Below are 23860 nucleotides of genomic sequence, written 5' to 3' on the forward strand. Positions count from 1 at the left end.
TCTGGCCTGATCTGGCCTCACCTCCGGCGTGTCGCTGACGCCAAGAGCCTCACCATGCCCGCCCCTGAGGGTGTCCTGTGGCGCGGCATCCTTCGCGCCCGCGCGCTCCGCCCACCGGCGGAGCGAAATGCCCGAGGGCAGAGCGTGTCCGTGCGCACCAAATCCCACCATCACTTTTAACGTGGCGCTTATGAGGAGTAACTTTCTGTCACCACTGGCACGAGGGCTGTTCGCGTTGACAGCCGCCGTGGCCATGTCGGTAGTGGCTGCAGCGGGCCCCGCCTCGGCCGATGCGACGTTCCTCGGCCGTCTGCACCACGTGCGTGAGATCGCCTCCACGGTTCCCGAGAACGGCGATGTGAACCCCTACGGCACGGCCGTGGTCAGGCGGGACGCCGGGCGCCTGCACCGGGGCGACGTGCTGGTCAGCAACTTCAACAACAGTCAGAACCAGCAGGGCACCGGCACCACCCTGGTTCAGATCAGCCCGCGGGGCACTGCCAGGCTCTTCGCCCGGATCGACCCGGCCCACCTGCCCGGCCCGTGCCCCGGCGGCGTGGGGCTCACCACCGCCCTGAGCATCCTGCCGGGCGGGTGGGTGGTGGTCGGCAGCCTGCCGACCGCCGACGGCACCTCAGCCACCGCCCAGGCAGGGTGCCTGCTGGTCCTGGACAGCCACGGCAGGGTCCGCGAGACGTTCGCCGGTGGCGGCATCAACGGCCCGTGGGACATGACCGCCGCAAGCGACGGCGACCGTACCGACCTGTTCGTCACCAACGTGCTCAACGGCACCGTGGCGGGCGGCGGCAACGAGGTGGACCGGGGCACCGTCCTGCGCATCACCCTTCAGCGCCATGGCGACCAGCCGCCACAGCGGGTGCAGACCACCACGATCGGCTCGGGTTTCGCCCAGAAGACCGACCCCGACGCCCTGGTGATCGGCCCGACAGGCGTCGGACTCGCCAAGGACGGCTCGCTCTACGTCGCCGACACGGTCAAGAACCTGATCGCCGTCATCCCGCGCGCGCTGACCCGGACATCCAGCGCCGGCACCGGCGGGGACGTCACCAGTGGCGGAAAGCTCAACGGCCCCCTCGGCCTGGCCATCGCGCCCAACGGCCACATCCTGACCGTCAACGGGGGCGACGGCAACATCGTCGAGACCACACCGGCGGGCCGCCAGGTGGCCGTCCGGCAACTCGACAGCAGCGGCTCCCCGCCCGGTGCGGGCGCGTTGTTCGGTCTGGCGGTGGACCTGGACCGAGACGCCGTCTACTTCGTCGACGACGCCACCAACTTCCTCGACGTCCTGCACTGATCCACGAGAAACGCGAAGGCCCCGGACCTCTCCGGGGCCTTCGGTCCGTGTGCGTTCGGTCAGCGAGGGTCATACAGAGTGCCGGGCGCATCGTGAGAGCCGCTGCGGGATGCGGAGTCGACGACGGCGAGGGTGCTCGTTCCCTGGTTGCGGAGGACCCGGAGGAGGGCGATGCAGTGGCCTGATCAACTTCGTTTGGCCCCCTGCTTGGCCCCCCGACATGAAAGAGACCACCTACTAGTCACTAGTAGGTGGTCTCTGACCAGCGTCGGGGTGGCGGGATTTGAACCCACGACCTCTTCGTCCCGAACGAAGCGCGCTGCCAAGCTGCGCTACACCCCGATGTCACTGCTTCTCGCGGCGACGACGTTTACTTTAGCCCACCGGTGGCTGTAGACGAAATCCGGTTTAGACGCGGCGGCGGACCGGAGTAGGGCGGGTGTGGTCCAGGGCTACCAGGAGGACGCCGAGGCCGTAGATCCCGAGGCCCAGCAGGAGGGCGTTGGCCAGGGTGCTGCGGTAGCCGTGGGCGCCCGCGTCCAGGAAGGGGTAGAGGTAGCGGGCGGGGTTCTTGGGTGCGAGGAGTGCCGCTCGCGTCAGGGAAAAGGCCAGGTAGGCGAGGGGGTAGAGGAGCCAGGTCGCGGCTTGGCGCAGGTGCAGGCGGGCCGCGGGGGTGAGCAGCAGCCAGTCCAGCAGGGCCGCCACCGGGGTCACCGTGTGAAGGATCTGGAGGGTCGCCCACGAGCCGTGCCACCGCAAGGGGAGCGTCGTCGCGCCGGTCATGGAGAACGGGGGCGTGGTGTGGGCCAGGAGCAAGTGGTAGACCAGCGCCGTGACCAGGGCGTACAGGAGTGTGGCGCCTGTCACGCCGGACGGGAGCGGGCGGCGGGCCCGCCAGGCCCTCGTCGCCGACAGGAGCATGACGACGGCGAGCAGGATGTTCGTCTGGATGCCGAAGTAGCCCAGGATGCGGGCCGGGCTGCCCAGCAGCAGTTCCAGAGCCACGCCGCCGGCCGCCGCCAGGGCGGTGAGCAGACGGAACAAGGCGACCAGAGGGCGGCGAACCGGGGCCACCACCGCCGTGGCCGGGACCGGGGCGGGCAGCAGCAGGGGCGGACCCGGGACCGCGGGGAGGTCCGGGATGTCCCTGGGTATCGGGGCGGTCATGCCCTCACGCTAGGAGCGGGGGAGGTGCGGGGCCATTTGGCGTAGCCCGGGTGGGTTACGACGTGAGGCTCGAGGAACGGATGGAGGAGTGGAACGGAATGGACCGGAACGGACTGGAACGGAAGGGGCCGGGACGGGGCGTGGTCGGACCGGGCCGTGGTCGGGGCGGTGCTCGGGTTCGCTGCCGTCCCCCTGTTCCCGCTTCCCCCTGTTCCCGCTTCCTCCTGTTCCCCCGTCCCCCGTTTCCGCTCCCCTCTGTTTCCGTAGCCCCTTACCCCCGCTCGACCAGCGTCAGCAGCGTCGCCTCCGGTGGGCAGGCGAAGCGGATCGGGGTGTAGCGGTTCGTTCCGCAGCCCGCTGAGACGTGGAGGTAGGAGGTGTGGTCACCGGAGGTGTGCGTGGACAGGCCCTTCACCCGGTCCGTGTCCAGGTCGCAGTTGGTGACCAGGGCGCCGTAGAAGGGGATGCACAGCTGGCCGCCGTGGGTGTGGCCGGCCAGGACCAGGGGGTAGCCGTCCGCCGTGAAGGAGTCGAGGACGCGCAGGTAGGGGGCGTGGACCACACCCATCGAGAAGTCGTACGTCCCCGAGGGGCCGCCCGCGACCTGGGCGTAGCGGTCGCGCTTGATGTGCGGGTCGTCCAGGCCGGTCAGCTCGATCGACACGCCCTCGACCTTGAGTACGCCCCGTGTGTTCGTCAGGTTCAGCCAGCCCGCCTCGTCGAAGGCGTCGCGCAGGTCTTCCCAGGGGTTGTGGATGGCGCCGACCGCCGGCGGGTTGCCGTTCAGGCCGTGGCGGCCGTTCGTCTTCTCCATCAAGTAGCGGGCGGGGTTGCGGAGTTTGGGGCCGTAGTAGTCGTTCGACCCGAAGACGTACGCGCCCGGGAACTCCATCAGCGGGCCCAGCGCGTCCAGGGCCTCGGGGACGCCCTCGGGGTCGGACAGGTTGTCGCCCGTGTTGATCACGAAGTCCGGGCGCAGACCTGCCAGCGACTGCAGCCAGCGCTGCTTCTTGCGCTGGCCGCCGACCATGTGGATGTCGGAGACCTGGAGCACGCGCAGCGGGCGCATGCCTGCGGGGAGGACGGGGACCGTCAGCCGTCGCAGGCGGAAGGAGCGGACCTCGAAGCCTGCCGCGTAGGCCACTCCGGCGGCGCCTGCCGCCATGATTCCCAGGGGTACTCCGTATCGCGCGCGCATACGTCCATCGTGTCAGACGCCGGTGCCCCCGAAGAGAGCGGCTGCCCCTGAAACAGCCCTGAAGCCGGCCCTGAAGCAGCCCCTGAAGCAGCCCTCGAACCAGCCCCTAAATCAATGGGCGTTCGATGTGGCACACCTGCGACAATCGATCCCATGACCACCACGCTCAAGTCGAAGCTGCAGGACGACCTCAACACTGCGATCAAGGAGCGCGACGAGCTCCGCTCCTCGACGCTCCGGCTGACGCTCACCGCGATCACCAAGGAGGAGGTCGCGGGCAAGGAGAAGCGGGAGCTGTCCGACGACGAGGTCCTCAAGGTGATCACCCGCGAGGCGAAGAAGCGTCGCGAGGCGGCCGAGGCCTTCGCGCAGGGTGGTCGTGCCGAGTCGGCGGAGCGGGAGAAGGCGGAGGGCGAGCTGCTCGCCGGGTACCTGCCCAAGCAGCTGTCCGACGACGAGCTGAACACGATCGTCGCCGAAGCCGTGGAGGAGGCCAGGGCGGCCGGTGCCGAGGGCCCGAAGGCCATGGGCGCCATCATGAAGATCGTGAACCCCAAGGTGGCCGGCCAGGCCGACGGCGGCCGCGTCGCCGCCGCGGTGAAGAAGCTGCTTCAGGGATAGAAGCTGCCTCAGGGACAGGGGCTGCCTCAGGGACAGAGGCAGAAGCTGTTCCCGAGGCAGAAGTTGCTCCAGGGCCGGCCCCGGGCGGTACTACGGCGGTGGGCCGCATCCCTCACTTGAGGATGCGGCCCACCGCCGTACTCATGCCACCCGGCACCGGGACGAGCGCCTAGCCCGGCCAGCCGCCGTTTCCGTTGCCGTTGTTTCCGCCGTTGCCCTGGCCCTGGATGAAGTTGCCGGGGAGGGAGAAGGTCGGGGTCGGGACGGCACCGCCGATGTCACCCGTGTTTCCGGTTGTTCCCCCGGCCGTCAGGCCGCCGATCAGGCCCCCGATTCCCCCCGTGCTGTCCCCGTTCTTCCCGCCGTCCGCCCCCCCTTGGCCTTTTCCCTGACCGTCCCCCTTGCCCTTGTTGTCGTCGGGGATGTCGATCAGGTTGAAGTCCGGTGCGGGCTTGCCCTCCAGCGCGCCGTTCATCATGTCGCGCCAGATCGGGCCGGGCACCTGGCCGCCGTAGACCTTGTCGTACGGGACGCCGCCGATGGTGATGTTGGTCATCTGGCGCTTGTGGGCCGGGTCGCCGACCCAGACCGCGGCCGCCATGTTCGGGGTGTAGCCGACGAACCAGGCGGCGTAGCGCTGGTCCGTCGTACCCGTCTTGCCCGCGCTCGGGCGGTCGTCGAGGCCGGCCTCCTGGCCCGTACCGTCCTCGACCACGCCCTTGAGGAGCGTGCTGACGGTGTCGGCCGTCTTCTGCGACATCGCGCGCGAGCAGGTCGACCTGGGCACCGGCAGGGACTTCTCCTGGCTGCCGACCTTCTGGGTGATCGACGTGATGGCGACCGGGGTGCAGTACGTACCGCGTGAGGCGAAGGTGGCGTAGGCGCTCGCCATCGTCAGCGGGGACATCTCCTGGGTGCCGAGCGCGATGGAGGGCGCCTGGTCGAGCTTGCGGCCGTCCGCGCGCTGCACGCCCAACTTCTGTGCCATCTGCGTGACCGGGCAGATGCCGATGTCGCTTATCAGCTGCACGTAGTAGGTGTTGACCGACTTGGCGGTCGCTTCCTTCATGCCCATCGGGCCGCGCTCGGACTCGTTCTCGTTCGTGAGCTTGGCCGGGTTGTTCGGGTCGTTGCGCCAGACCTTGCCGTCACACGCCTGTACCGGGCTCGGATAGGGCATCTCGTACGGCGACGAGTACTGCTGCGTCGGGGGCTTGCCGCCCTCGATCGCTGCCGCCGCGACGATCGGCTTGAACGTCGAACCGGGCTGGTAGCCGGCGCCGCCGCCCATGTCCGAGTTGACGGAGAGGTTGATCTGCGTCTCGTTCTTGCCGAAGCCGTACGGGCGGGACTGGCCCATCGCCAGGATCTTGCCGGTCCCGGGCTCGACGACGGTCGCGGCCGTCGCCACCGGGTCGGACTGGTAGACATGCTTCTTGATGGACACCTGCGCGGCTTCCTGGGCCTGCGGGTCGAGCGTCGTACGGATCGTCAGACCGCCGCGGTTCCACAGCTGTGCCCGGTCCTCCTTGGTCCTGCCGAAGACCGGGTCGGTCAGGACGACGTCACGCACGTAGTCACAGAAGAAGCCGGCGCCGTTGACCGCGGTGATGCAGCCGTTCTTGGGCTGGCTCGGATTCAGCCCGAGCGGCTCCTCCTTGGCCTGGTCGGCCTCCTTCTGGGAGATGTCGCCGACCTCGGCCATGCGCTGGAGGACGATGTTGCGCCGCTTGGTGGCCTCCGCCTCGTCGTTGACCGGGTCGTAGCGGCTCGGGGACTGGACGATGCCCGCGAGCAGAGCCGCCTCCGGGAGGGTCAGGTCCTTGGCGTGCTTGGAGAAGTAGCGCTGGGCGGCGGCCTCGACGCCGTAGGCCTGTTCGCCGAAGAAGGTGATGTTCAGGTAGTTCTCGAGGATCTTCTTCTTGCCGAGCTTGTCCTCGATCTGGATCGCGTACTTCAGCTCGCGGATCTTGCGGCCGATGGTCTGCTGGGTGGCCTCGGCGACCTTGGTCGGGTCGTCGCCGGCCTCCTCGATGAAGTAGTTCTTCACCAGCTGCTGGGTGAGCGTGGAGGCGCCCTGCGCGACCCCGCCCTGCTGCGCGTTCTTGTTCAGGGCGCGCAGCACGCCCTTGAGGTCGATCGCACCGTGCTGGTAGAAGCGCGAGTCCTCGATCGCGACGATCGCCTTCTGTATGTACGGCGACATGTCCTTGAGGTCGACCACCGTACGGTCGCGGGAGTAGACCGAGGCGATCTGCTTCCCCTGGCTGTCCAGGATCGTCGTGCGCTGGCTCAGCTGGGGGCTTTTGAGGTTGGCCGGGATCTCGTCGAAACTCTTGACCGATCCCTTGGCCGCGAGGCCCAGCGCACCGGCGGCCGGCAGTGCGATGCCCGCCATCACGGCTCCGGCGAGCACACTGACACCGAGGAACTTGGCGGCCTGCTGCGTTGGCGACAGGCCACCGCCCGAGCGCTTCTTTGGCATGAGGGCAGCCTAATCCGTACTTCTGAGCGTTCCTAAGGAGCGGCCGCGTCACGGCACGGCAAAGCGGGGAGCGGACCTTCTCATTCGCCGGACATGCGCGCAGGCCTTGGCCTAAGCTGCTCTCAACTGTCACAGCAGTGCGGTCACGTATCAATACGTCCGGCGACCCCGAATCGTTCCGGTCGTATCCCGGGTTTTTGCGCGGGAGCGTGCCCGGTTCCTGGGAGGCGCGTGTCCGAATCCGCCTCGTGTGTCATCCGGTGCCCGATGTTGCGCACCAGAGCTGTCCCGGTTTGCCGGGAGAGTCGCGTATGTCGTCAGCTCACTCCCGCGGGTGATCTGCCGCTTACCCATAGTCCGTTCGGGCCATTCAAGATTGGGCCCGAAGGGGGTGTTGCCCTGTGCCCACCTTCCGTAACGTCCTCAACTGGCGGCGGTGAATATGCCGCTGCCGCCGTGGGGGAGCCTCGATTCGGGAGAGGACGGCGCCGGTATGGGCTGGGTAACCGACTGGAGTGCGCAGGCTGCCTGCCGCACTACCGATCCGGATGAACTGTTCGTTCAGGGAGCAGCGCAGAACAGGGCCAAGGCGGTGTGCACCGGATGTCCGGTACGTACCGAGTGCCTGGCCGATGCGCTGGACAACCGCGTCGAATTCGGCGTGTGGGGAGGCATGACAGAACGGGAGCGCCGTGCGCTGCTGCGCAGGCGGCCGACCGTGACCTCCTGGCGCAGGCTGCTGGAGACGGCCCGCTTGGAGTACGAGCGCGGCACGGGAATCGTGCCCCTCGACAGCGACGAGGTGTACGAGCACTACGCGGCGGTGAGCTGAGGGCAATTTCCTGCGGCAACCGCCCGGGGGAACGCCGAGACGCCGCCCGGCCGCCATGCGGCGTGGCAGGGTTCGGCTTGGCGTGGCTCGGTGTGGCTCGGTGTGGCTTGGTGAGTGCCGATCGCGCCTGGGCCTGGGGGAAGCCGTGATCGGCCCGAGGCCCCGCGTGGAGAGACGTCCTGCGCGCTTGCGCGGCAGTCCCACCGCCCAGGGACACGCCTTGCGCGCCCGGGTGTCCGGGGCGACATCCTGCTCGTCGGCAGAGGCGTCCCGCCGTGCCTGCCCCGGAGACACCCTCGACCCCCTGCCTCGTGCAACGCCCTGCTGCTTGCGCCTGCAGACGCGGGCGCGTTTCGTGGCTCGTGGTGCGGACGTGTGTGCCCGCGCACTGCGTACGACCACACGCCACACGCTCACTCGACCACACGCTCAACATGCTGACCACATGCTCGCTGTGCTCACTCGACCGTGCGGTCAGCCCGTCCGTGCGGTCAGCCCGTCCGTGCGGTCAGCCGGCAATGCGACGCTCAGCCCATGGAGCACTCCATGGGGCACTCCATGGCATGGTGACTGCTCGACCGCTCGACGGCGCGTTCACCCGCCGTTCGCCGCCTGCGTACCCGCGGCCAGTCGGGTGCCGATGTCGCGCAGGCCCGTGAGGTCGTGCACGTCGCCGGGCAGGGCGGGTACTTCGACGACCGCCACCTCGGGGTGGCGGGCGGTGAAACGGTCGCGCGTGCGCTGCTCGCGCGCGAGCAGTTGCATGCGATCGGCGTGCAGCCTCAGCAGTCCCGCGGTGAGCCGGTCGACGGGGCGCTCCGCGTCGGCGGGGGAGCCTTCTTCGGAAGCAGGGGCGTCGGTTGCGGCCTCGGATGCGGGAGGTTGTGAACTGCCGTACGTGTCGGGAGAGTTACGAAGTCCAGCTTTCCCGCCCCCCTGATCGACAATGCGGGGGTCCGCAAGATTTTCCGCGGCGGCGAGCGCCCGCTCGGCCGACAGCCCGTCGGCGCCGCTGCCGTGCACCCGGTTGAGCACCAGGCCGACCAGGGGCATCTTCTCCGCGGCCAGCCGCTCCACGAAGTACGCCGCCTCGCGCAACGCGTCCCGCTCCGGCGCCGCGACCACCAGGAACGCCGTGCCGGGCGCCTGGAGCAGCTTGTACGTGGCGTCCGCGCGCGTACGGAACCCGCCGAAGGTCGTGTCCATCGCGGCCACGAACGTCTGGACGTCCTTCAGCAGTTGACCGCCGAGCAGCTTGCCCAGCGTGCCGGTCATCATCGACATGCCGACGTTGAGGAAGGCCATGCCCGCGCGCCCGCCCAGCTTGGCGGGGGCCGTCAGCAGGCGGATGAGCCGGCCGTCCAGGAAGGAGCCGAGCCGCTTGGGCGCGTCCAGGAAGTCCAGCGCGGAGCGGGACGGCGGGGTGTCGACCACGATCAGGTCCCACTCGTCCCTCGCGCGCAGCTGGCCCAGCTTCTCCATCGCCATGTACTCCTGCGTGCCCGCGAAGCCCGCCGAGAGCGACTGGTAGAAGGGGTTCGCCAGGATCGCGGCTGCCCGCTCGGGGTCCGCGTGCGCCTCCACGACCTCGTCGAAGGTGCGCTTCATGTCGAGCATCATGGCGTGCAGCTCGCCGCCCGCCCCTCGCTCGCCACCGCCCCCGACCGAATCGCTGCGCGATGCCCCTCCTCGATCCTCGGTGCCCTTCACCCGGCGCGGGACGTTGTCGAGCGAGTCGATGCCCATCGACTGGGCCAGCCGCCGGGCCGGGTCGATGGTCAGCACGACGACCTTGCGGCCCCGCTCGGCGGCCCTCAGGCCGAGCGCCGCCGCCGTCGTCGTCTTGCCGACCCCGCCCGAGCCGCAGCACACCACGATGCGGGTCTTCGGGTCGTCCAGCAGCAGGTCGACGTCCAGCACGCGCGCGGGGGAGAGCCGACGGGCCTTATCGCGTCCCTCGGCGGCCTCGAACGCCTCGGATGCCGTCCTGTGTGCCTCGGCCGGGTCCGGACTCATGACAACCCCTGCTTCCGCAGCTCGGTGGCGAGTTCGTACAGCCCCGCCAGGTCCATGCCCTCGGCGAGCAGCGGCAGTTCGTCCATCGGCAGGTCCAGCTCGCCGAGGACCGCGCGCTGCTCCTGCTCCAGTGCGTACCGCTCGGCGTACTCCGCCGCCTGCCGCAGCAGCGGGGTCACCAGTTTCTCGGCGTTCCCGCCGCGCCGGGCGCCGCCGAGTCCCGCGGCCGAGAGCGCCTGTGCGACGGAGGAACGCCCCACGGTCCGTACGAGTTCCAGATCTGCCGCGTCCAACACCTCGGGCCGGACCATGTTCACGATGACGCGGCCCACCGGGAGCCGGGCCGCGCGGAGTTCGGCGATGCCGTCGGCGGTCTCCTGGACCGGCATCTCCTCCAGCAGTGTCACCAGGTGCACGGCCGTCTCCGGTGACTTCAGCACCCGCATCACGGCCTGCGCCTGATTGTGTATCGGGCCGATCTTGGCCAGCCCCGCCACCTCGTCGTTGACGTTCAGAAAACGGGTCACGCGGCCGGTCGGCGGGGCGTCCATGACGACGTAGTCGTACGCGAACCGGCCGCTCTTGTCCTTGCGGCGCACCGCCTCGCACGCCTTGCCGGTCAGCAGCACGTCCCTGATGCCGGGTGCGATGGTGGTGGCGAAGTCGATGGCGCCGAGCTTCTTCAGCGCCCGGCCGGCTCCACCCAGCTTGTAGAACATCTGGAGGTAGTCCAGAAGGGCCAGTTCCGGATCGATGGCGAGGGCGTACACCTCGCCACCGCCCGGAGCGACCGCGATCTTCCGCTCCTCGTACGGCAACGCCTCCGTCTCGAAGAGCTGGGCGATGCCCTGCCGGCCCTCGACCTCCACGAGAAGCGTCCGCTTCCCCTCGGTTGCGAGGGCCAGCGCGAGTGCGGCGGCGACCGTCGTCTTTCCGGTCCCGCCCTTGCCGCTGACGACCTGGAGCCTGCTCACGCCTTCGAGACTAACCAGTCCGGCCGACGGTCACGCGGGAGGCTGTGGATAACGGCCGTCACACTCCGGTCCCGAGCCCGTCGCGGGCCGCCGCCCGGCCTGTGGACAACTCACGTCGCCGTCGGCCGTCCGCCCCGCTGGTCGCAGCGGCTACAGTCGGCCTCATGACCAAGTGGGAATACGCAACCGTGCCGCTGCTCGTCCATGCCACGAAGCAGATTCTGGACACCTGGGGCGAGGACGGCTGGGAGCTTGTCCAGGTCGTGCCCGGGCCCAACAACCCCGAGCAGCTCGTGGCCTACCTGAAGCGGGAGAAGCAGGCATGAGCGCGGTCGAGACCAAGCTGGCCGAACTGGGCCTGACCCTGCCGGCGGTCGTGCCGCCGCTGGCCGCGTACCAGCCGGCCGTGCAGTCCGGTGTGTACGTGTACACCGCAGGCCAGCTGCCGATGGTCGAGGGCAAGCTGCCGGTCACCGGCAAGGTGGGCGCCGAGGTGACGCCGGAGGAGGCCAAGGACCTCGCCCGCGTGTGCGCGCTGAACGCGCTGGCCGCCGTGAAGTCCGTCGTCGGTGACCTGGACCGCATCGTGCGTGTCGTGAAGGTCGTCGGGTTCATCGCCTCCGCGTCCGACTTCACCGGGCAGCCCGCGGTCCTCAACGGCACCAGCGAACTTCTCGGCGAGGTCTTCGGCGAGAAGGGCGTGCACGCGCGCAGCGCGGTCGGCGTCGCGGTCCTGCCGCTGGACGCGCCGGTCGAGGTCGAGATCCAGGTCGAGGTCCGGGACCGCCCGGCCGCGTGACCCCGGGCCGGCCTCGGGTACCTCTCGAACATTCGCCCTGCACGGGATAGCCTCCGGCCATGGCGAACGGTCAGTGGTACCCCCCGGAGTGGCCGGACCGCATCCGCGCGCTCGCGGACGGCACCCTCACCCCGGTGGCCCCCCGGCGCGCGGCCACGGTGCTGCTCCTGAGGGACACCGATTCCGGTCCGGTCGTCCATATGCTGCGCAGACGCGCCTCCATGGCCTTTGCCGGAGGCGCGTACGCGTATCCGGGGGGCGGTGTCGACCCGCGCGACGACGACCGTCTGGTGCGCTGGGCGGGCCCCACGCGCGCGTGGTGGGCCAACCGGCTCGGCGTCGACGAGGCGCGCGCCCAGGCGATCGTGTGCGCGGCCGTCCGGGAGACGTACGAGGAGGCGGGCGTCCTGCTCGCCGGGCCCGACGCGGACTCGGTCGTCGGTGACACCACCGGCGCGGACTGGGAGGCGGACCGGGCCGCGCTGGTCGCGCGCGAGCTGTCCTTCGCCGAGTTCCTCCACCGGCGCGGTCTGGTGCTGCGCTCGGACCTGCTGGGCGCCTGGACCCGCTGGATCACCCCGGAGTTCGAGTCCCGCCGCTACGACACCTGGTTCTTCGTGGCCGTCCTCCCCGAGGGCCAGCGCACCCGCAACGCCTCCACGGAGGCCGACCGCACGGTGTGGATCGGCCCCGAGGAGGCGGCGGCCGGCTACGACAAGGGCGAGCTGTTGATGATGCCGCCCACCATCGCCACCCTGCGCCAGCTGCTGCCGTACGCCCGCGCAGCCGAGGCGCTCGCCGCGGCACCCGCGCGCGACATGACCCCGGTGATGGCCGGTGCCCGACTGGTGGACGGTGAGATCGTCCTGTCCTGGCCGGGGTACGAGGAGTTCACCAAGCACGTCCCGACGACTCCCGGTCCGACCGGTGGAGGCCCCGCATGACCGACGCGAGTACGCTGCCGGGTCAGCCCCGCGGCCAGGTGCTTTCCGGCCCTGCCACCGAACGGGCCGTCAACGTCCTCGCGCCCAACGCCTCCGCGATGACCCTGGACGGCACCAACACCTGGATCGTGGCCGAGCCCGGCTCCGACCTGGCCGTGGTCATCGACCCGGGCCCGCTGGACGACGGCCATCTGAGCACGGTCGTGGACACCGCGGAGAAGGCCGGCAGGCGCATAGCGCTGACCCTGCTCACCCACGGCCACCCCGACCACGCCGAGGGTGCCGCCCGCTTCGCGGAACTGACCCGCACGCGCGTGCGTGCCCTCGACCCGGCACTGCGCCTCGGCGACGAGGGCCTGGCCGCCGGGGACGTGATCACGGTCGGTGGCCTGGAGCTGAGGGTTGTCCCGACTCCCGGGCACACCGCGGACTCGCTGAGCTTCCATCTCCCGGCCGACCGGGCGGTGCTGACCGGCGACACCATCCTCGGGCGTGGTACGACGGTCGTGGCGCATCCCGACGGCCGCCTGGGCGACTATCTGGACTCCCTGCGCCGGCTGCGCTCCCTGACGGTCGACGACGGCGTCCACACCGTCCTGCCGGGCCACGGGCCGGTCCTGGAGGACGCCCAGGGCGCCGTCGAGTTCTACCTGGCCCACCGCGCGCACCGGCTCGCCCAGGTGGAGACGGCGGTCGAGGACGGTTATCGCACCCCGGCCGAGGTCGTCGCCCACGTCTACCCCGACGTGGACCGCTCGCTGTGGCCGGCGGCGGAGCTGTCGGTACGGGCCCAGCTCGACTACCTGGCCGAACACGGTCTGATCTAGCCCCGGCTCACTCCGGTCTGGGTGCCTTGATGCCGTGTACGCGTGCGTACTCGGTGGCGAGCCACGGGCCGAGGGCCTCGGTGCAGGTCCGCAGTATCTGTGGGTCGCCGGTGGGTTCGTGGCCGTGCTCGGCCGCTGTGCGGAGCTGTGCGGCGCGTTCGGGGTAGTAGGTGCCGCACACCTCGGCCATCTCCCGCAGGTCGCTGGTCCAGCCGTTCCAGCGGGGCATGACCAGGGTGAAGCCCGTACGGACCAGGTGCCGGGACATGAAGCGGACGAGGGGGCGCCGCGCCTCCTCGGTGTCCTCGGTGGCCGCGATCCGCTTCCGCCAGCGGGGGAGCCACAGGGCCAGGTCGCCGTTGGTCTCGCGGGCGAGCCGGGAGTCGGGCCGGTAGCGCGGCAGCTGCTCGGCGAGGTCGTCGCCGAGCAGCGGGGTGCACAGGCAGGCGACGAACCAGCCCAGGTCGTAGCGCTCCAGATCGCTCAGCAGCCGGTCCCGGCCGTACAGCAGGGTGCCGACGCCGTCGACCTGCCAGAACTCCTGGTCGACGGCCTCACCGAGCGCCCGAACGGCCTCCCGGTCGGCGTCGGCCGGCTCCTCGTGCAGGACGACGAACAGATCCAGGTCGCTGCGCCCCACGCGCGCGGTGCCGCGCGGAATCGACCCGTAGAGGTAGACGCTGTGCAGCCGCGCCCCGAAGGCGGCCTGCAGTCGGTCTCGGGCGGCGGCCACGACCGGGCCGAAGGCGTCGGGCACGCGCGCGAGGGAGCCTTCGCGCGCGATGAAGCCCTGGGCGTCCAGGCCGGGGCGGCGGGTCGTGTCAGCCATGGGGCAACTGTCCCGTACGGCCCCTGCCCCGGGCAGCGGGTTTTCGGGCGACGGGCGGCGGACCGACACCGCTCGTCCGGCGCCCGGGGACCAAGGACCTACGGCGCCCGAGGACCGAGAGCTTCCGGCGCCCGCCCGAGGACCCCCGAGGACCAGGGACTAGCGGGAGCGCTTGGCGAGCCGCTCCACGTCCAGCAGGATCACGGCCCGTGCCTCCAGGCGGAGCCACCCGCGCTGGGCGAAGTCCGCCAGCGCCTTGTTCACGGTCTCGCGCGAGGCGCCGACCAGCTGGGCCAGCTCCTCCTGTGTGAGGTCGTGGACGACGTGGATGCCCTCCTCGGACTGCACGCCGAAACGGCGCGAGAGGTCCAGCAGGGCGCGCGCCACGCGGCCGGGCACGTCGGAGAAGACCAGGTCGGACATGGCGTCGTTGGTCTTGCGCAGCCGGCGCGCCACGGCGCGCAGCAGGGCGGTGGCCACCTCGGGGCGGGCGTTCAGCCAGGGCTGGAGGTCACCGTGGCCGAGACCGAGCAGCTTGACCTCGGTCAGCGCGGTCGCGGTGGCCGTGCGCGGGCCCGGGTCGAAGAGCGACAGCTCACCGATCAGCTCGCCGCCTCCGACGACGGCGAGCATGTTCTCGCGGCCGTCGGGGGAGGTGCGGTGCAGCTTGACCTTGCCCTCGGTGACCACGTACAGCCGGTCACCCGGGTCGCCCTCGTGGAACAGTGAGTCACCGCGCGCGAGGGTCACCTCACTCATGGAGGCGCGGAGCTCAGCGGCCTGCTCGTCGTCGAGTGCCGCGAAGAGCGGATTGCGCCGCAGAACGTCGTCCACGAGTACTCTCCCTTGTCGACCTGCTCAGGGGATCTTGCTCCCCCGTGTACCAGGGGACCGTGCTCCCCATTTTGCCGGACGGTCCAAACAGTGTGATCTGTCACAAGGATGCCGCACAGGTGTCCCGGGGTAAGCGTCAGGGGTCCAATCGGGGGCCGATCCATCGGGTCCGGGGCGGATGTCGGTGCCGGGCTCTAGGCTGGCCGGGTGTCCAAATCACCGGTGAGAGCACAGGCCAAGGGGGCTTAGCGGGTGGTTGTACGTCGTGATTCCGCCGTGGGCGAACAGAGCCTCGGCGATAGTAAGAAAACCGGAAAAACGGCCAAAAAGGTCGCCGCCAAGAAGGTCACGGCGACCAGGAAGGCCGTGGCGGGCGGGAAGCCCCCCGCCGTGAAGAAGGCGGTGCCCGTCGGGAAGGCCGAGGTGAAGCCCGCGGCGCAGGAGTCCCGCACCGCCCTGGTCCGCCGCGCCCGCCGCATCAACCGCGAGCTGGCCGCGGTGTACCCGTACGCCCACCCGGAGCTGGACTTCGAGAACCCCTTCCAGCTGCTGGTCGCCACCGTGCTGTCCGCCCAGACCACGGACCTGCGCGTCAACCAGACGACCCCGGCGCTCTTCGCCAAGTACCCGACCCCCGAGGACCTGGCCGCCGCCAACCCGGACGAGGTCGAGGAGATCCTGCGCCCCTGCGGGTTCTTCCGGGCCAAGACCAGGTCGGTGATAGGGCTCTCCAAGGCCCTGGCCGAGGACTTCGGCGGTGAGGTGCCCGGCAGGCTGGAGGACCTGGTCAAGCTGCCCGGTGTCGGCCGCAAGACCGCCTTCGTCGTCCTCGGCAACGCCTTCGGGCGGCCCGGGATCACCGTGGACACCCACTTCCAGCGGCTGGTCCGTCGCTGGCAGTGGACGGACGAGACCGACCCGGACAAGATCGAGGCCGCCGTCGGGGCGCTGTTCCCCAAGGGCGAGTGGACCGACCTGTCCCACCATGTGATCTGGCACGGCCGCCGGATCTGCCACGCCCGCAAGCCCGCCTGCGGTGCCTGCCCGATCGCCCCGCTCTGCCCGGCCTACGGCGAGGGCGAGACCGATCCGGAGAAGGCGAACAAGCTCCTGAAGTACGAGAAGGGCGGCTTCCCCGGCCAGCGCCTCAAGCCCCCGCAGGCGTACCTCGACGCGGGCGGCAAGCCGGCCGCACCGCTGGGGGCCGTGTGACGGAACGATCTCGGGGCCCTCGGGCGTTGGAACAGGCAGAGGCGACGGGGGTGGCGATGACGAGGGCCGACGAGGCGCGGGGCGCGGTGACACTGAGCAAGGAGGGGCTGCCCGACTGGCTGGCGCCGGTGGTGCGGGCGGCGGAGACGGTCCAGCCGATCCAGCTGAGCAGCTTCCTCCCGCCGGAGAACGGTGCGGGCCGGCAGTCGGCGGTGCTGATCCTGTTCGGCGAGGGCGCTAGAGGCCCCGAGCTGCTGCTCATGGAGCGCGCCGGTTCGCTGCGCTCGCATGCCGGGCAGCCGTCCTTCCCCGGCGGCGCGCTCGACCCCGAGGACGGCGATCCGCACGCCGACGGCCCGCTCAGAGCCGCGCTGCGCGAGGCCGAGGAGGAGACGGGCCTCGACCCGTCCGGAGTCCAGCTCTTCGGCGTGCTGCCCGCGCTCTACATCCCGGTCAGCGGCTTCGTCGTCACCCCCGTGCTCGGCTGGTGGCGCAAGCCCAGCCCGGTCGGTGTCGTGGACCCGAACGAGACCGCGCGGGTCTTCACGGTCCCCGTGGCGGATCTCACGGACCCCGCCAACCGCGCCACCGCCGTCCATCCCCGTGGTCACCGAGGTCCGGCATTCCTGGTCGAATCGGCCCTGGTGTGGGGTTTCACGGCCGGCGTGATCGACCGCCTGCTCCACTACGCGGGCTGGGAGCGCCCCTGGGACAGAGACAAGCGGGTCCCGCTCGACTGGCGGTCATGACAGGGTGTCCCCCGTGCTGTGTCATTCCGGGGGCGCTGTGTCCCTCTGCCACTGAGTGGCGGGCCGGACCCCCGTCCGAGCCGCGGGAAGCGATAGGGAATAGGCGAGGCCTCAAGCAGTGAACGTGCTGGACATCCTGTTGCTGGTCGCGGCTGTGTGGTTCGCGGTCGTCGGCTACCGCCAGGGCTTCGTCGTCGGCATTCTGTCGGTGATCGGGTTCCTCGGCGGCGGCCTCGTCGCCGTGTACACGCTGCCCGTCATCTGGGACGCCGTGACCGACAAGGCGACCGTCGGCACGACCGCCGCGGTGGTCGCCGTGGTCGTCGTCATCGTCTGCGCCTCCGTCGGCCAGGCCCTGACCACCCACCTCGGCAACAAGCTGCGCCGGTACATCACCTGGTCCCCGGCCCGCGCCCTGGACGCCACCGGCGGCGCGCTCGTCAACGTCGTCGCGATGCTGCTGGTCGCCTGGCTGATCGGCTCCGCCCTGGCCGGCACCACGCTGCCGACGCTCGGCAAGGAGGTGCGCGGCTCCAAGGTGCTCCTCGGGGTCTCCCGGGCGTTGCCCGCGCAGGCCGACACCTGGTTCGCGGACTTCTCCACCGTTCTCGCGCAGAACGGCTTCCCGCAGGTCTTCAGCCCCTTCGCCAACGAGCCGATCAAGGACGTCCAGCCGCCCGACCCGACGCTCGCCAGCAGCCAGGTCGCCGTCCGCGCCCAGCGCTCCATCGTCAAGGTCACCGGCACCGCCCAGAGCTGCGGCAAGGTCCTGGAGGGCACCGGCTTCGTCTTCGCCGACCGCCGCGTCATGACCAACGCGCACGTGGTCGGCGGAGTCGACGCGCCGACGGTGCAGATCGGCGGCGAGGGCCGCAAGTACGACGCCAAGGTCGTCCTGTACGACTGGAAGCGCGACATCGCCGTCCTCGACGTACCGGACCTGAGGTCGACCGCGCTGCGGTTCTCCGGCGCGGACGCGTCCGGGGGCGCCGGTGCGATCGTCGCCGGCTTCCCGGAGAACGGCTCGTACGACGTGCGCGCCGCGCGCGTGCGCGGGCGCATCACGGCCAACGGCCCGGACATCTACCACCGCGGCACGGTCAGCCGAGACGTCTACTCCCTGTACACGACCGTCCGTCAGGGCAACTCGGGCGGCCCGCTGCTCACCCCCGAGGGCAGGGTGTACGGCGTGGTGTTCGCCAAGTCCCTCGACGACGCGGAGACCGGCTACGCCCTCACGGCTGACGAGATCCGCCCCGACATCGACCGGGGACGTACGGCGACCGAAGAAGTGGGTACGGACAGCTGCGCCCTGTGACGCCCGGAGGGAAAGCCCCGTGCTGCCCCGCGCGGACGTTCAGCCGCGCGGATGGCGCAGGCGCACCGAGACCCAGCGGGCCCGGCGGCGAAGGATGTGCGGGATCCCTACCCTGAGGTCCGCCTCCGCAAGGTGCGGGGTGCCTCGCTGCGGCGCGCTCACACCGGCGGTCGAGCGGCGGTTGCGGGGTGCGTCACTGTCGTGCGTCCAGCCCATACCCCGACGTGTGCCCCGCTCGAAGGTCGATAACCGCGTGTGCGCCCCCCAATTGGCCTATGCGGCAGGCATGTGGCCGTTCGACGGACAAGTGTTCAGGAAGCGGATACTCCACGCATCCGGCCCGTCACCCATCGGTCACCGGTCGGGTTCGGGGTCCCTCAGCCAGTTGACCAGCTCCGTGGAGAACGCCACCGGGTCCTCCTCGTGCGGGAAGTGACCCAGGCCGTCGAACAGCCGCCAGCGGTACGGGGCTTCGACGTACTCGCCCGAACCGGCAGCACTGCGGGTGCGGGTCACCGGATCCAGTGAGCCGTGCAGATGCAGCGTGGGCACCCGAACGGGGCGTTTCATACGGCGGTTGAACTGGATGCCGTCCGGGCGGGCCAGCGAACGGACCAGCCAGCGGTACGGCTCGATCGAGCAGTGCGCGGTCGAGGGGATGCACATGGCCCGCTGGTACGTCTGCACCGCCTCGTCCTCCGGAGGCTGTGGGCCGGACCAGTCCCGGATCAGCCGGCCCACCAGCGCACCGCCGTCCGCCGTGAGTTGACGCTCCGGAATCCACGGCCGCTGGAAACCCCAGATGTAGGAGCTGGCGGCCGTCTGCCGGGCGTCGCGCAGCATCGCCGCGCGCCAGCGCCGCGGATGCGGCATCGACACCACGGCGAGGCGTCGTACGAGCTTGGGCCGCATCGTCGCCGCCGTCCACGCCAGATAGCCGCCCAGGTCGTGGCCGACCAGCGCCGCGTCCGGCTCGCCGAGCGAGCGGATCACGCCGGTGACGTCCAGCGCGAGGTTCGCGGGGTCGTACCCACGGGGCGTGCGGTCGCTGCCGCCGACGCCTCGCAGGTCCATCGCCACCGCCCGGTAGCCCGCGTCCGCGAGTGCCACCAGCTGGTGCCGCCACGTCCACCAGAACTGCGGGAAGCCGTGCAGCAGCAGCACCAGCGGGCCGTCGCCGAGTTCGGCGATGTGGAAGCGCGCGCCGTTGGCGGCGACGTCCCGGTGACTCACTCTTTTCCCGCCGGGAACGTCGATCCGTACGGCGGAAGGTGCGGGGTCGGTCATGACGACGAGCGTGCCACAGCTTCGATGGCCGCGGGGGTGCGGTCCTGCGGCAGCTCCGCGCGGGGGTGCGGCTTGGCGTTCTGCAGGACGCCCGCCGTCTCCTTCATCGACGCGGCCACCTTCCGCGGGCCCTGGCTCTTCTTGGCCTTCTTCGCGAAGACCAGGCCGATGAGCGCGAGCAGGAGGGCCACGAGCACGTTGGCCGCGAAGGACAGCACGAAGCAGATCGCCAGGTTCCAGTGGCTCCAGGTCCGGATGCCGTACGCAAGGGCGAAGTTGAGCATCGGCAGGGAGAAGACCAGCACCACGGCCGCCACCGTGAAGGCACCGCCGCTGGCCGCTCCGCGCTTCACGTCCTGCTTGAGCTGGGCCTTGGCCAGCGCGATCTCGTCGTGCACCAGCGCCGACATTTCGGTCGTCGCCGAGGCGAACAGCTGGCCGATGCTGCGTTCGGCGCCGACCGGGCTGCCGTCGGGTGCGCTCATCGCGTTCTCCCTCAAAGATGTCTCGTGCCGCAGGTGTCCGGTCGGTACGGCCACCTGGCTCGTGCGGCCGTCCGGTCCGGCCGTCCTGCTTGTGTGGCCGTCTAGTTTTGTACCGTCTCGTCAGATCATGCCGGACGGTCGCTCTCCTCGCCTGCCCCGCCCGTCACTTCCGCAAGCCCGTGGCGGGCCGCGGCAGCCCGCTCGGCGGCGATGCGCCGGTGTTCGGCGGCCTTGCGCTCGTGGATCTCGGCCATGCGCAGGTGATAGGCCGGGTCGTCCTGCTCGTACACGTCCGGGATGCCGTCGAGGTCGTCGTCGCGCTCCTCTTCCGCGCACAGCCTGCGGTATTTGGCGTTGCGTATCTTCAGCAGCACCGTCGCACACACCGCCGCGATGAGCGATCCGACGAGGACTGCCGCCTTCACCTCGTCGGTCAGGACGGTGTCCCCGGCGAAGGCCAGTTCGCCGATGAGCAGGGAGACGGTGAAGCCTATTCCGGCCAGGGAGGCCACCGCGAAGACGTCGGCCCAGGCCAGCTCCTCGCTGAGCGAGGCGCGGGTGAAGCGGACGGTGAGCCAGGTGCCGCCGAATATCCCGAGCGCCTTGCCGACGACCAGTCCGAGGACCACGCCGAGCGTCTCCGGCTTGGTGAACACGTCCTGCAGTGCCCCGCCGGAGACCTTCACCCCGGCGCTGAACAGCGCGAACACCGGTACGGCGAGCCCGGCCGACAGGGGCCGCACCAGGTGCTCGACGTGCTCGCCCGGTGAGTGCTCCTCGCCCTCCCGGGTGGTGCAGCGCAGCATCAGGCCCATCGCCACACCGGCGATGGTGGCGTGCACGCCGCTGTTGTACATCAGCGCCCAGATCACGACCGCGAGCGGCACGTACACGTACCACCCGCGCACGCCCTTGCGCAGCAGCAGCCAGAAGACCGCCAGGGCGGCGACGGCCCCGCCGAGGGCGGCGAAGTTCAGCCGGTCGGTGAAGAAGACCGCGATGATCAGGATCGCGAAGAGGTCGTCGACGACAGCGAGGGTGAGCAGGAAGGCGCGCAGGGCGCCGGGCAGGGAGGTGCCGATCACCGCGAGGACGGCGAGCGCGAAGGCGATGTCGGTGGCGGTGGGCACCGCCCAGCCCAGCGTCGAGCCGTGTCCGGTGACAGCCGTGAGGGTGTAGACGAGCGCCGGTACGGCCATGCCGCACAGCGCGGCGATCACGGGCAGCACGGCGGCCCTCAGGTCGCGCAGGTCCCCGGCGACCAGCTCGCGCTTGAGTTCGATACCGGCGACGAAGAAGAACACCGCGAGCAGCCCGTCGGCGGCCCAGTGGGCGACGGAGAGGTTGAGGCCGAGCGCGCCGGGGCCCAGGTGGAAGTCGGCGGCCGCCTCGTAGCTGTGGTGGAGGGCGGGGATGTTCGCCCAGATCAGCGCCGCCACGGCGGCGAGGAGCAGCAGGACCCCGCCGACGGTCTCGGTGCGCAGCGCGTCCGCCACGAAGGCCCGCTCGGGCAGGGACAGCCGGCCCAGGACCTTGCGGGGTGCGGTGCGGGTGCGGGCGCGGGGCGCGGTCACGGGGGACCTCCGGTGGCTGGGCAGGACGGCTCGTCTCGCCGACCAGACTTCCCGGCACACCCTTGTTGCGTTCTTGACGCTTTACTTAGCTTACCTAAGGTTTCGTGGTTGCCCAAGGGGTGCTGTGGGGACCGGTGCTCCTCACGCTAGACGCGCAGGGGGCACCCGGCCTGTCGGCCGGGTGCCCCCTGGTGAGGCGGTGCTGCTCAGTCCTCGCTCGGCGCGGCCGGCAGCTTGGTCTGGATCAGGTCCATGACCGTGGAGTCCGTCAGCGTGGTGACGTCACCGAGCTGGCGGTTCTCGGCGACGTCGCGCAGCAGCCGGCGCATGATCTTGCCGGAGCGGGTCTTGGGCAGCTCGGCCACCGGCAGGATCCGCTTGGGCTTGGCGATCGGGCCGAGCGTGGCGCCCACGTGGTCGCGCAGCTCGCCGACGAGTGCCTCGGTCTCCGCGGCCGTACCGCGCAGGATCACGAAGGCGACGATCGCCTGTCCGGTGGTCTCGTCGGCGGCGCCGACGACGGCTGCCTCGGCGACCGACGGGTGCGAGACGAGCGCCGACTCCACCTCGGTGGTGGAGATGTTGTGCCCGGACACGAGCATTACGTCGTCGACCCGGCCGAGCAGCCAGATGTCGCCGTCGTCGTCCTTCTTCGCGCCGTCACCGGCGAAGTACTTGCCCTCGAAACGGGACCAGTAGGTGTCGATGAACCGCTGGTCGTCGCCCCAGATCGTGCGCAGCATCGACGGCCACGGCTCGGTCAGCACCAGATAGCCACCGCCGCCGTTGGGCACCTCGTGCGCCTCGTCGTCCACGACGGTCGCGCCGATGCCGGGCAGCGGGGTCTGCGCGGAGCCGGGCTTGGCGGTGGTGACGCCGGGCAGCGGCGAGATCATCATCGCGCCGGTCTCCGTCTGCCACCAGGTGTCCACGACGGGGGTCCGGTCCGCGCCGATGTGCTTGCGGTACCAGATCCACGCCTCGGGGTTGATGGGCTCGCCCACCGAGCCGAGGATGCGCAGGGAGGACAGGTCGAACTTGGCGGGGATGTCGTCGCCCCACTTCATGAACGTCCGGATCGCGGTCGGCGCCGTGTAGAGGATCGTGACGCCGTACTTCTGCACGATCTCCCAGAACCGGCCCTGGTGCGGGGTGTCCGGAGTGCCCTCGTACATGACCTGCGTCGCGCCGTTGGCCAGCGGGCCGTAGACGATGTACGAGTGCCCGGTGACCCAGCCGACGTCGGCCGTGCACCAGAACACGTCCGTCTCCGGCTTGAGGTCGAAGACCGCCCAGTGGGTGTACGCCGTCTGGGTGAGGTAACCGCCGGAGGTGTGCAGGATGCCCTTGGGCTTACCCGTCGTACCGGAGGTGTAGAGGATGAACAGGGGGTGCTCGGCCCCGAACGCCTCCGGGGTGTGCTCGGCGGACTGCCGGCCGACCAGGTCGTGCCACCACACGTCCCGCTCGTCGGACCAGGCCACGTCCTGCCCGGTACGGCGCACCACGAGCACGTGCTCGACGCCCGCCGCCTTCTCGACCGCCTCGTCCACGGCCGGCTTGAGCGCCGACGGCTTGCCGCGCCGGTAGCCGCCGTCGGCGGTGATGACGACCTTGGCGTCCGCGTCCTGGATCCGGGTGGCGAGCGCGTCCGCCGAAAAGCCGCCGAAGACGACCGAGTGCGCGGCGCCGATCCGGGCCGAGGCCAGCATCGCGATCGCGGTCTCCGGGATCATCGGCATGTAGATGGCGACTCGGTCGCCCTTGCGTACGCCCAACTCCAGCAGGGCGTTGGCGGCCTTGGAGACCTCGTCCTTCAGCTCCGCGTAGGTGATCGAGCGGCTGTCGCCGGGCTCGCCCTCGAAGTGGATGGCGACACGGGCTCCGTGCCCCGCCTCCACATGGCGGTCCACGCAGTTGTAGGCGACGTTCAGTTCGCCGTCCTTGAACCACTTCGCGAACGGAGGGTTCGACCAGTCCAGCGTCTCGGTCGGTTCCTTGGCCCAGGTCAGCCGACGGGCCTGCTCGGCCCAGAAGCCGAGCCTGTCAGCCTTGGCCTGTGCATACGCCTCCGCGGTGACGTTGGCGTGCGCGGCCAGGTCGGCGGGCGGCGCGAACCTGCGTTCTTCCTTGAGCAGGTTGGCCAGGCTTTCGTTGCTCACGACATCTCCCTTTCGAAGGGTGTCCGTTGTGTCCCAGCCCACAGCTCATCAGACCCGGGGGTCCGATGACAAGAGTTGTCGGACAAATTGGTTTAGACCTGTCGGGAACGTGTGGGCTCGCACGGATATGCCCGTTCCTCGGCCGCCCGGAAGTGCCTCCCTGTGGCCCCAACTCCCCTTTGACCGAAGCTCGCAGACGCGCCACTCCACCCCGGGTGCGGCGGTCCGG

The 23860-nt window shown here is 70.4% G+C and carries 21 protein-coding genes and 1 tRNA gene; 10 read left to right on the forward strand and 12 right to left on the reverse strand.

Annotated elements, in window-relative coordinates; translation table 11 throughout:
* The first annotated feature begins 262 nt into the window (after positions 1 to 262).
* Positions 263 to 1318: an NHL repeat-containing protein gene (locus GQF42_RS24250; RefSeq protein ID WP_233273446.1), complete on the forward strand. Its 1056-nt coding sequence runs from the start codon at positions 263 to 265 to the stop codon at positions 1316 to 1318.
* 268 nt (positions 1319 to 1586) lie between these two features.
* Here the strand turns inward: GQF42_RS24250 and GQF42_RS24255 are convergent.
* The 3 genes from GQF42_RS24255 to GQF42_RS24265 all read right to left on the reverse strand — a co-directional run bounded on the left by GQF42_RS24255 (position 1587) and on the right by GQF42_RS24265 (position 3683).
* Positions 1587 to 1660: transfer RNA gene (locus GQF42_RS24255), tRNA-Pro, on the reverse strand.
* A 66-nt stretch (positions 1661 to 1726) separates the two neighbouring features.
* Entirely contained in the window at positions 1727 to 2485 is a 759-nt protein-coding gene (locus GQF42_RS24260; protein ID WP_158923205.1) for a Pr6Pr family membrane protein, read from the reverse strand.
* Between the two features lie 271 nt (positions 2486 to 2756).
* On the reverse strand, positions 2757 to 3683 hold the full coding sequence (locus GQF42_RS24265) for a metallophosphoesterase (protein WP_158923207.1): 927 nt from the start codon (positions 3681 to 3683) through the stop codon (positions 2757 to 2759).
* A 153-nt stretch (positions 3684 to 3836) separates the two neighbouring features.
* Here GQF42_RS24265 and GQF42_RS24270 point away from each other — a divergent pair, with 153 nt between their 5' ends.
* Positions 3837 to 4304 carry a GatB/YqeY domain-containing protein gene (locus GQF42_RS24270; protein WP_158923209.1) on the forward strand — a complete coding sequence of 156 codons (468 nt, stop codon included), beginning with the start codon at positions 3837 to 3839 and terminating at the stop codon, positions 4302 to 4304.
* Positions 4305 to 4473: 169 nt separating this feature from the next.
* Here GQF42_RS24270 and GQF42_RS24275 read toward each other — a convergent pair whose 3' ends face one another.
* Positions 4474 to 6789 (reverse strand): transglycosylase domain-containing protein, encoded by a 2316-nt coding sequence (locus tag GQF42_RS24275; RefSeq protein ID WP_158923211.1) that lies wholly within the window; start codon positions 6787 to 6789, stop codon positions 4474 to 4476.
* Between the two features lie 493 nt (positions 6790 to 7282).
* On the opposite strand from GQF42_RS24275, the gene wblA reads away from it, so the two are divergent.
* Positions 7283 to 7621, forward strand: a complete 339-nt coding sequence (gene wblA, locus GQF42_RS24285) for a transcriptional regulator WblA (RefSeq protein WP_199273091.1) — start codon at positions 7283 to 7285, stop codon at positions 7619 to 7621.
* A 594-nt stretch (positions 7622 to 8215) separates the two neighbouring features.
* Here the strand turns inward: wblA and GQF42_RS24290 are convergent.
* Together GQF42_RS24290 and GQF42_RS24295 are read right to left on the reverse strand one after the other, a co-directional pair.
* A complete protein-coding gene (locus tag GQF42_RS24290; RefSeq protein ID WP_158923213.1) occupies positions 8216 to 9637 on the reverse strand; it encodes an ArsA family ATPase in 1422 nt (473 codons plus the stop codon).
* Positions 9634 to 10611, reverse strand: a complete 978-nt coding sequence (locus GQF42_RS24295; protein WP_158923215.1) for an ArsA family ATPase — start codon at positions 10609 to 10611, stop codon at positions 9634 to 9636. Before GQF42_RS24295 ends, GQF42_RS24290 begins: the two co-directional genes overlap by 4 nt.
* 164 nt (positions 10612 to 10775) lie before the next feature.
* Here GQF42_RS24295 and GQF42_RS24300 point away from each other — a divergent pair, with 164 nt between their 5' ends.
* The 4 genes from GQF42_RS24300 to GQF42_RS24315 are packed head-to-tail and all read left to right on the forward strand — an operon-like array spanning position 10776 to position 13181.
* Positions 10776 to 10937, forward strand: coding sequence for a DUF4177 domain-containing protein (locus GQF42_RS24300; protein WP_003975360.1), 162 nt, complete (start codon positions 10776 to 10778; stop codon positions 10935 to 10937).
* Positions 10934 to 11410, forward strand: coding sequence for a RidA family protein (locus tag GQF42_RS24305; RefSeq protein ID WP_158923217.1), 477 nt, complete (start codon positions 10934 to 10936; stop codon positions 11408 to 11410). Before GQF42_RS24300 ends, GQF42_RS24305 begins: the two co-directional genes overlap by 4 nt.
* 59 nt (positions 11411 to 11469) lie before the next feature.
* Positions 11470 to 12354 carry an NUDIX hydrolase gene (locus GQF42_RS24310; RefSeq protein WP_158923219.1) on the forward strand — a complete coding sequence of 295 codons (885 nt, stop codon included), beginning with the start codon at positions 11470 to 11472 and terminating at the stop codon, positions 12352 to 12354.
* Complete coding sequence (locus GQF42_RS24315; protein ID WP_158923221.1) at positions 12351 to 13181, forward strand: MBL fold metallo-hydrolase; 831 nt, start codon at positions 12351 to 12353, stop codon at positions 13179 to 13181. The genes GQF42_RS24310 and GQF42_RS24315 overlap by 4 nt, the downstream gene beginning before the upstream one ends.
* A 7-nt stretch (positions 13182 to 13188) precedes the next feature.
* On the opposite strand, the gene GQF42_RS24320 is transcribed toward GQF42_RS24315, so the two are convergent.
* Complete coding sequence (locus GQF42_RS24320) at positions 13189 to 14010, reverse strand: nucleotidyltransferase domain-containing protein (protein WP_158923223.1); 822 nt, start codon at positions 14008 to 14010, stop codon at positions 13189 to 13191.
* 159 nt (positions 14011 to 14169) lie between these two features.
* Entirely contained in the window at positions 14170 to 14844 is a 675-nt protein-coding gene (locus GQF42_RS24325; protein ID WP_158923225.1) for a Crp/Fnr family transcriptional regulator, read from the reverse strand.
* A gap of 276 nt (positions 14845 to 15120) precedes the next feature.
* Here GQF42_RS24325 and nth point away from each other — a divergent pair, with 276 nt between their 5' ends.
* The 3 genes from nth (at position 15121) to GQF42_RS24340 (ending at position 18123) form a co-directional block, all read left to right on the forward strand.
* A complete protein-coding gene (gene nth / locus GQF42_RS24330; protein WP_158923227.1) occupies positions 15121 to 16056 on the forward strand; it encodes an endonuclease III in 936 nt (311 codons plus the stop codon).
* A gap of 56 nt (positions 16057 to 16112) precedes the next feature.
* On the forward strand, positions 16113 to 16805 hold the full coding sequence (locus GQF42_RS24335) for an NUDIX hydrolase (protein WP_158930513.1): 693 nt from the start codon (positions 16113 to 16115) through the stop codon (positions 16803 to 16805).
* A gap of 118 nt (positions 16806 to 16923) precedes the next feature.
* The gene (locus GQF42_RS24340) at positions 16924 to 18123 is read left to right on the forward strand and encodes a MarP family serine protease (protein WP_158923229.1); all 1200 of its coding nucleotides are present in this window, start codon (positions 16924 to 16926) and stop codon (positions 18121 to 18123) included.
* 354 nt (positions 18124 to 18477) lie between these two features.
* Here the strand turns inward: GQF42_RS24340 and GQF42_RS24345 are convergent, their stop codons facing one another.
* From GQF42_RS24345 to acs, 4 genes are all read right to left on the reverse strand, one after another.
* Entirely contained in the window at positions 18478 to 19410 is a 933-nt protein-coding gene (locus tag GQF42_RS24345) for an alpha/beta fold hydrolase (protein WP_158923231.1), read from the reverse strand.
* Positions 19407 to 19895, reverse strand: coding sequence for a phage holin family protein (locus tag GQF42_RS24350; protein WP_158923234.1), 489 nt, complete (start codon positions 19893 to 19895; stop codon positions 19407 to 19409). The genes GQF42_RS24345 and GQF42_RS24350 overlap by 4 nt, the downstream gene beginning before the upstream one ends.
* Positions 19896 to 20020: 125 nt before the next feature.
* Positions 20021 to 21469, reverse strand: coding sequence for a Na+/H+ antiporter NhaA (gene nhaA, locus GQF42_RS24355; RefSeq protein ID WP_158923236.1), 1449 nt, complete (start codon positions 21467 to 21469; stop codon positions 20021 to 20023).
* A gap of 206 nt (positions 21470 to 21675) precedes the next feature.
* A complete protein-coding gene (acs, locus tag GQF42_RS24360) occupies positions 21676 to 23631 on the reverse strand; it encodes an acetate--CoA ligase (protein WP_158923238.1) in 1956 nt (651 codons plus the stop codon).
* Between the last annotated feature and the right edge of the window lie 229 nt (positions 23632 to 23860).

The organism is Streptomyces broussonetiae (assembly GCF_009796285.1).
GTDB classification, from domain to species: Bacteria; Actinomycetota; Actinomycetes; order Streptomycetales; family Streptomycetaceae; genus Streptomyces; species Streptomyces broussonetiae.

Coding starts and splice junctions, on each gene's coding strand:
- wblA (WP_199273091.1), top strand. CDS start 7,283: ATGGGCTGGGTAACCGACTGGAGTGCGCAGGCTGCCTGCCGCACTACC.
- GQF42_RS24350 (WP_158923234.1), bottom strand. CDS start 19,895: ATGAGCGCACCCGACGGCAGCCCGGTCGGCGCCGAACGCAGCATCGGC.
- GQF42_RS24260 (WP_158923205.1), bottom strand. CDS start 2,485: ATGACCGCCCCGATACCCAGGGACATCCCGGACCTCCCCGCGGTCCCG.
- GQF42_RS24300 (WP_003975360.1), top strand. CDS start 10,776: ATGACCAAGTGGGAATACGCAACCGTGCCGCTGCTCGTCCATGCCACG.
- GQF42_RS24270 (WP_158923209.1), top strand. CDS start 3,837: ATGACCACCACGCTCAAGTCGAAGCTGCAGGACGACCTCAACACTGCG.
- GQF42_RS24335 (WP_158930513.1), top strand. CDS start 16,113: ATGACGAGGGCCGACGAGGCGCGGGGCGCGGTGACACTGAGCAAGGAG.
- GQF42_RS24320 (WP_158923223.1), bottom strand. CDS start 14,010: ATGGCTGACACGACCCGCCGCCCCGGCCTGGACGCCCAGGGCTTCATC.
- GQF42_RS24265 (WP_158923207.1), bottom strand. CDS start 3,683: ATGCGCGCGCGATACGGAGTACCCCTGGGAATCATGGCGGCAGGCGCC.
- GQF42_RS24345 (WP_158923231.1), bottom strand. CDS start 19,410: ATGACCGACCCCGCACCTTCCGCCGTACGGATCGACGTTCCCGGCGGG.
- GQF42_RS24290 (WP_158923213.1), bottom strand. CDS start 9,637: ATGAGTCCGGACCCGGCCGAGGCACACAGGACGGCATCCGAGGCGTTC.
- GQF42_RS24315 (WP_158923221.1), top strand. CDS start 12,351: ATGACCGACGCGAGTACGCTGCCGGGTCAGCCCCGCGGCCAGGTGCTT.
- GQF42_RS24275 (WP_158923211.1), bottom strand. CDS start 6,789: ATGCCAAAGAAGCGCTCGGGCGGTGGCCTGTCGCCAACGCAGCAGGCC.
- GQF42_RS24310 (WP_158923219.1), top strand. CDS start 11,470: ATGGCGAACGGTCAGTGGTACCCCCCGGAGTGGCCGGACCGCATCCGC.
- GQF42_RS24305 (WP_158923217.1), top strand. CDS start 10,934: ATGAGCGCGGTCGAGACCAAGCTGGCCGAACTGGGCCTGACCCTGCCG.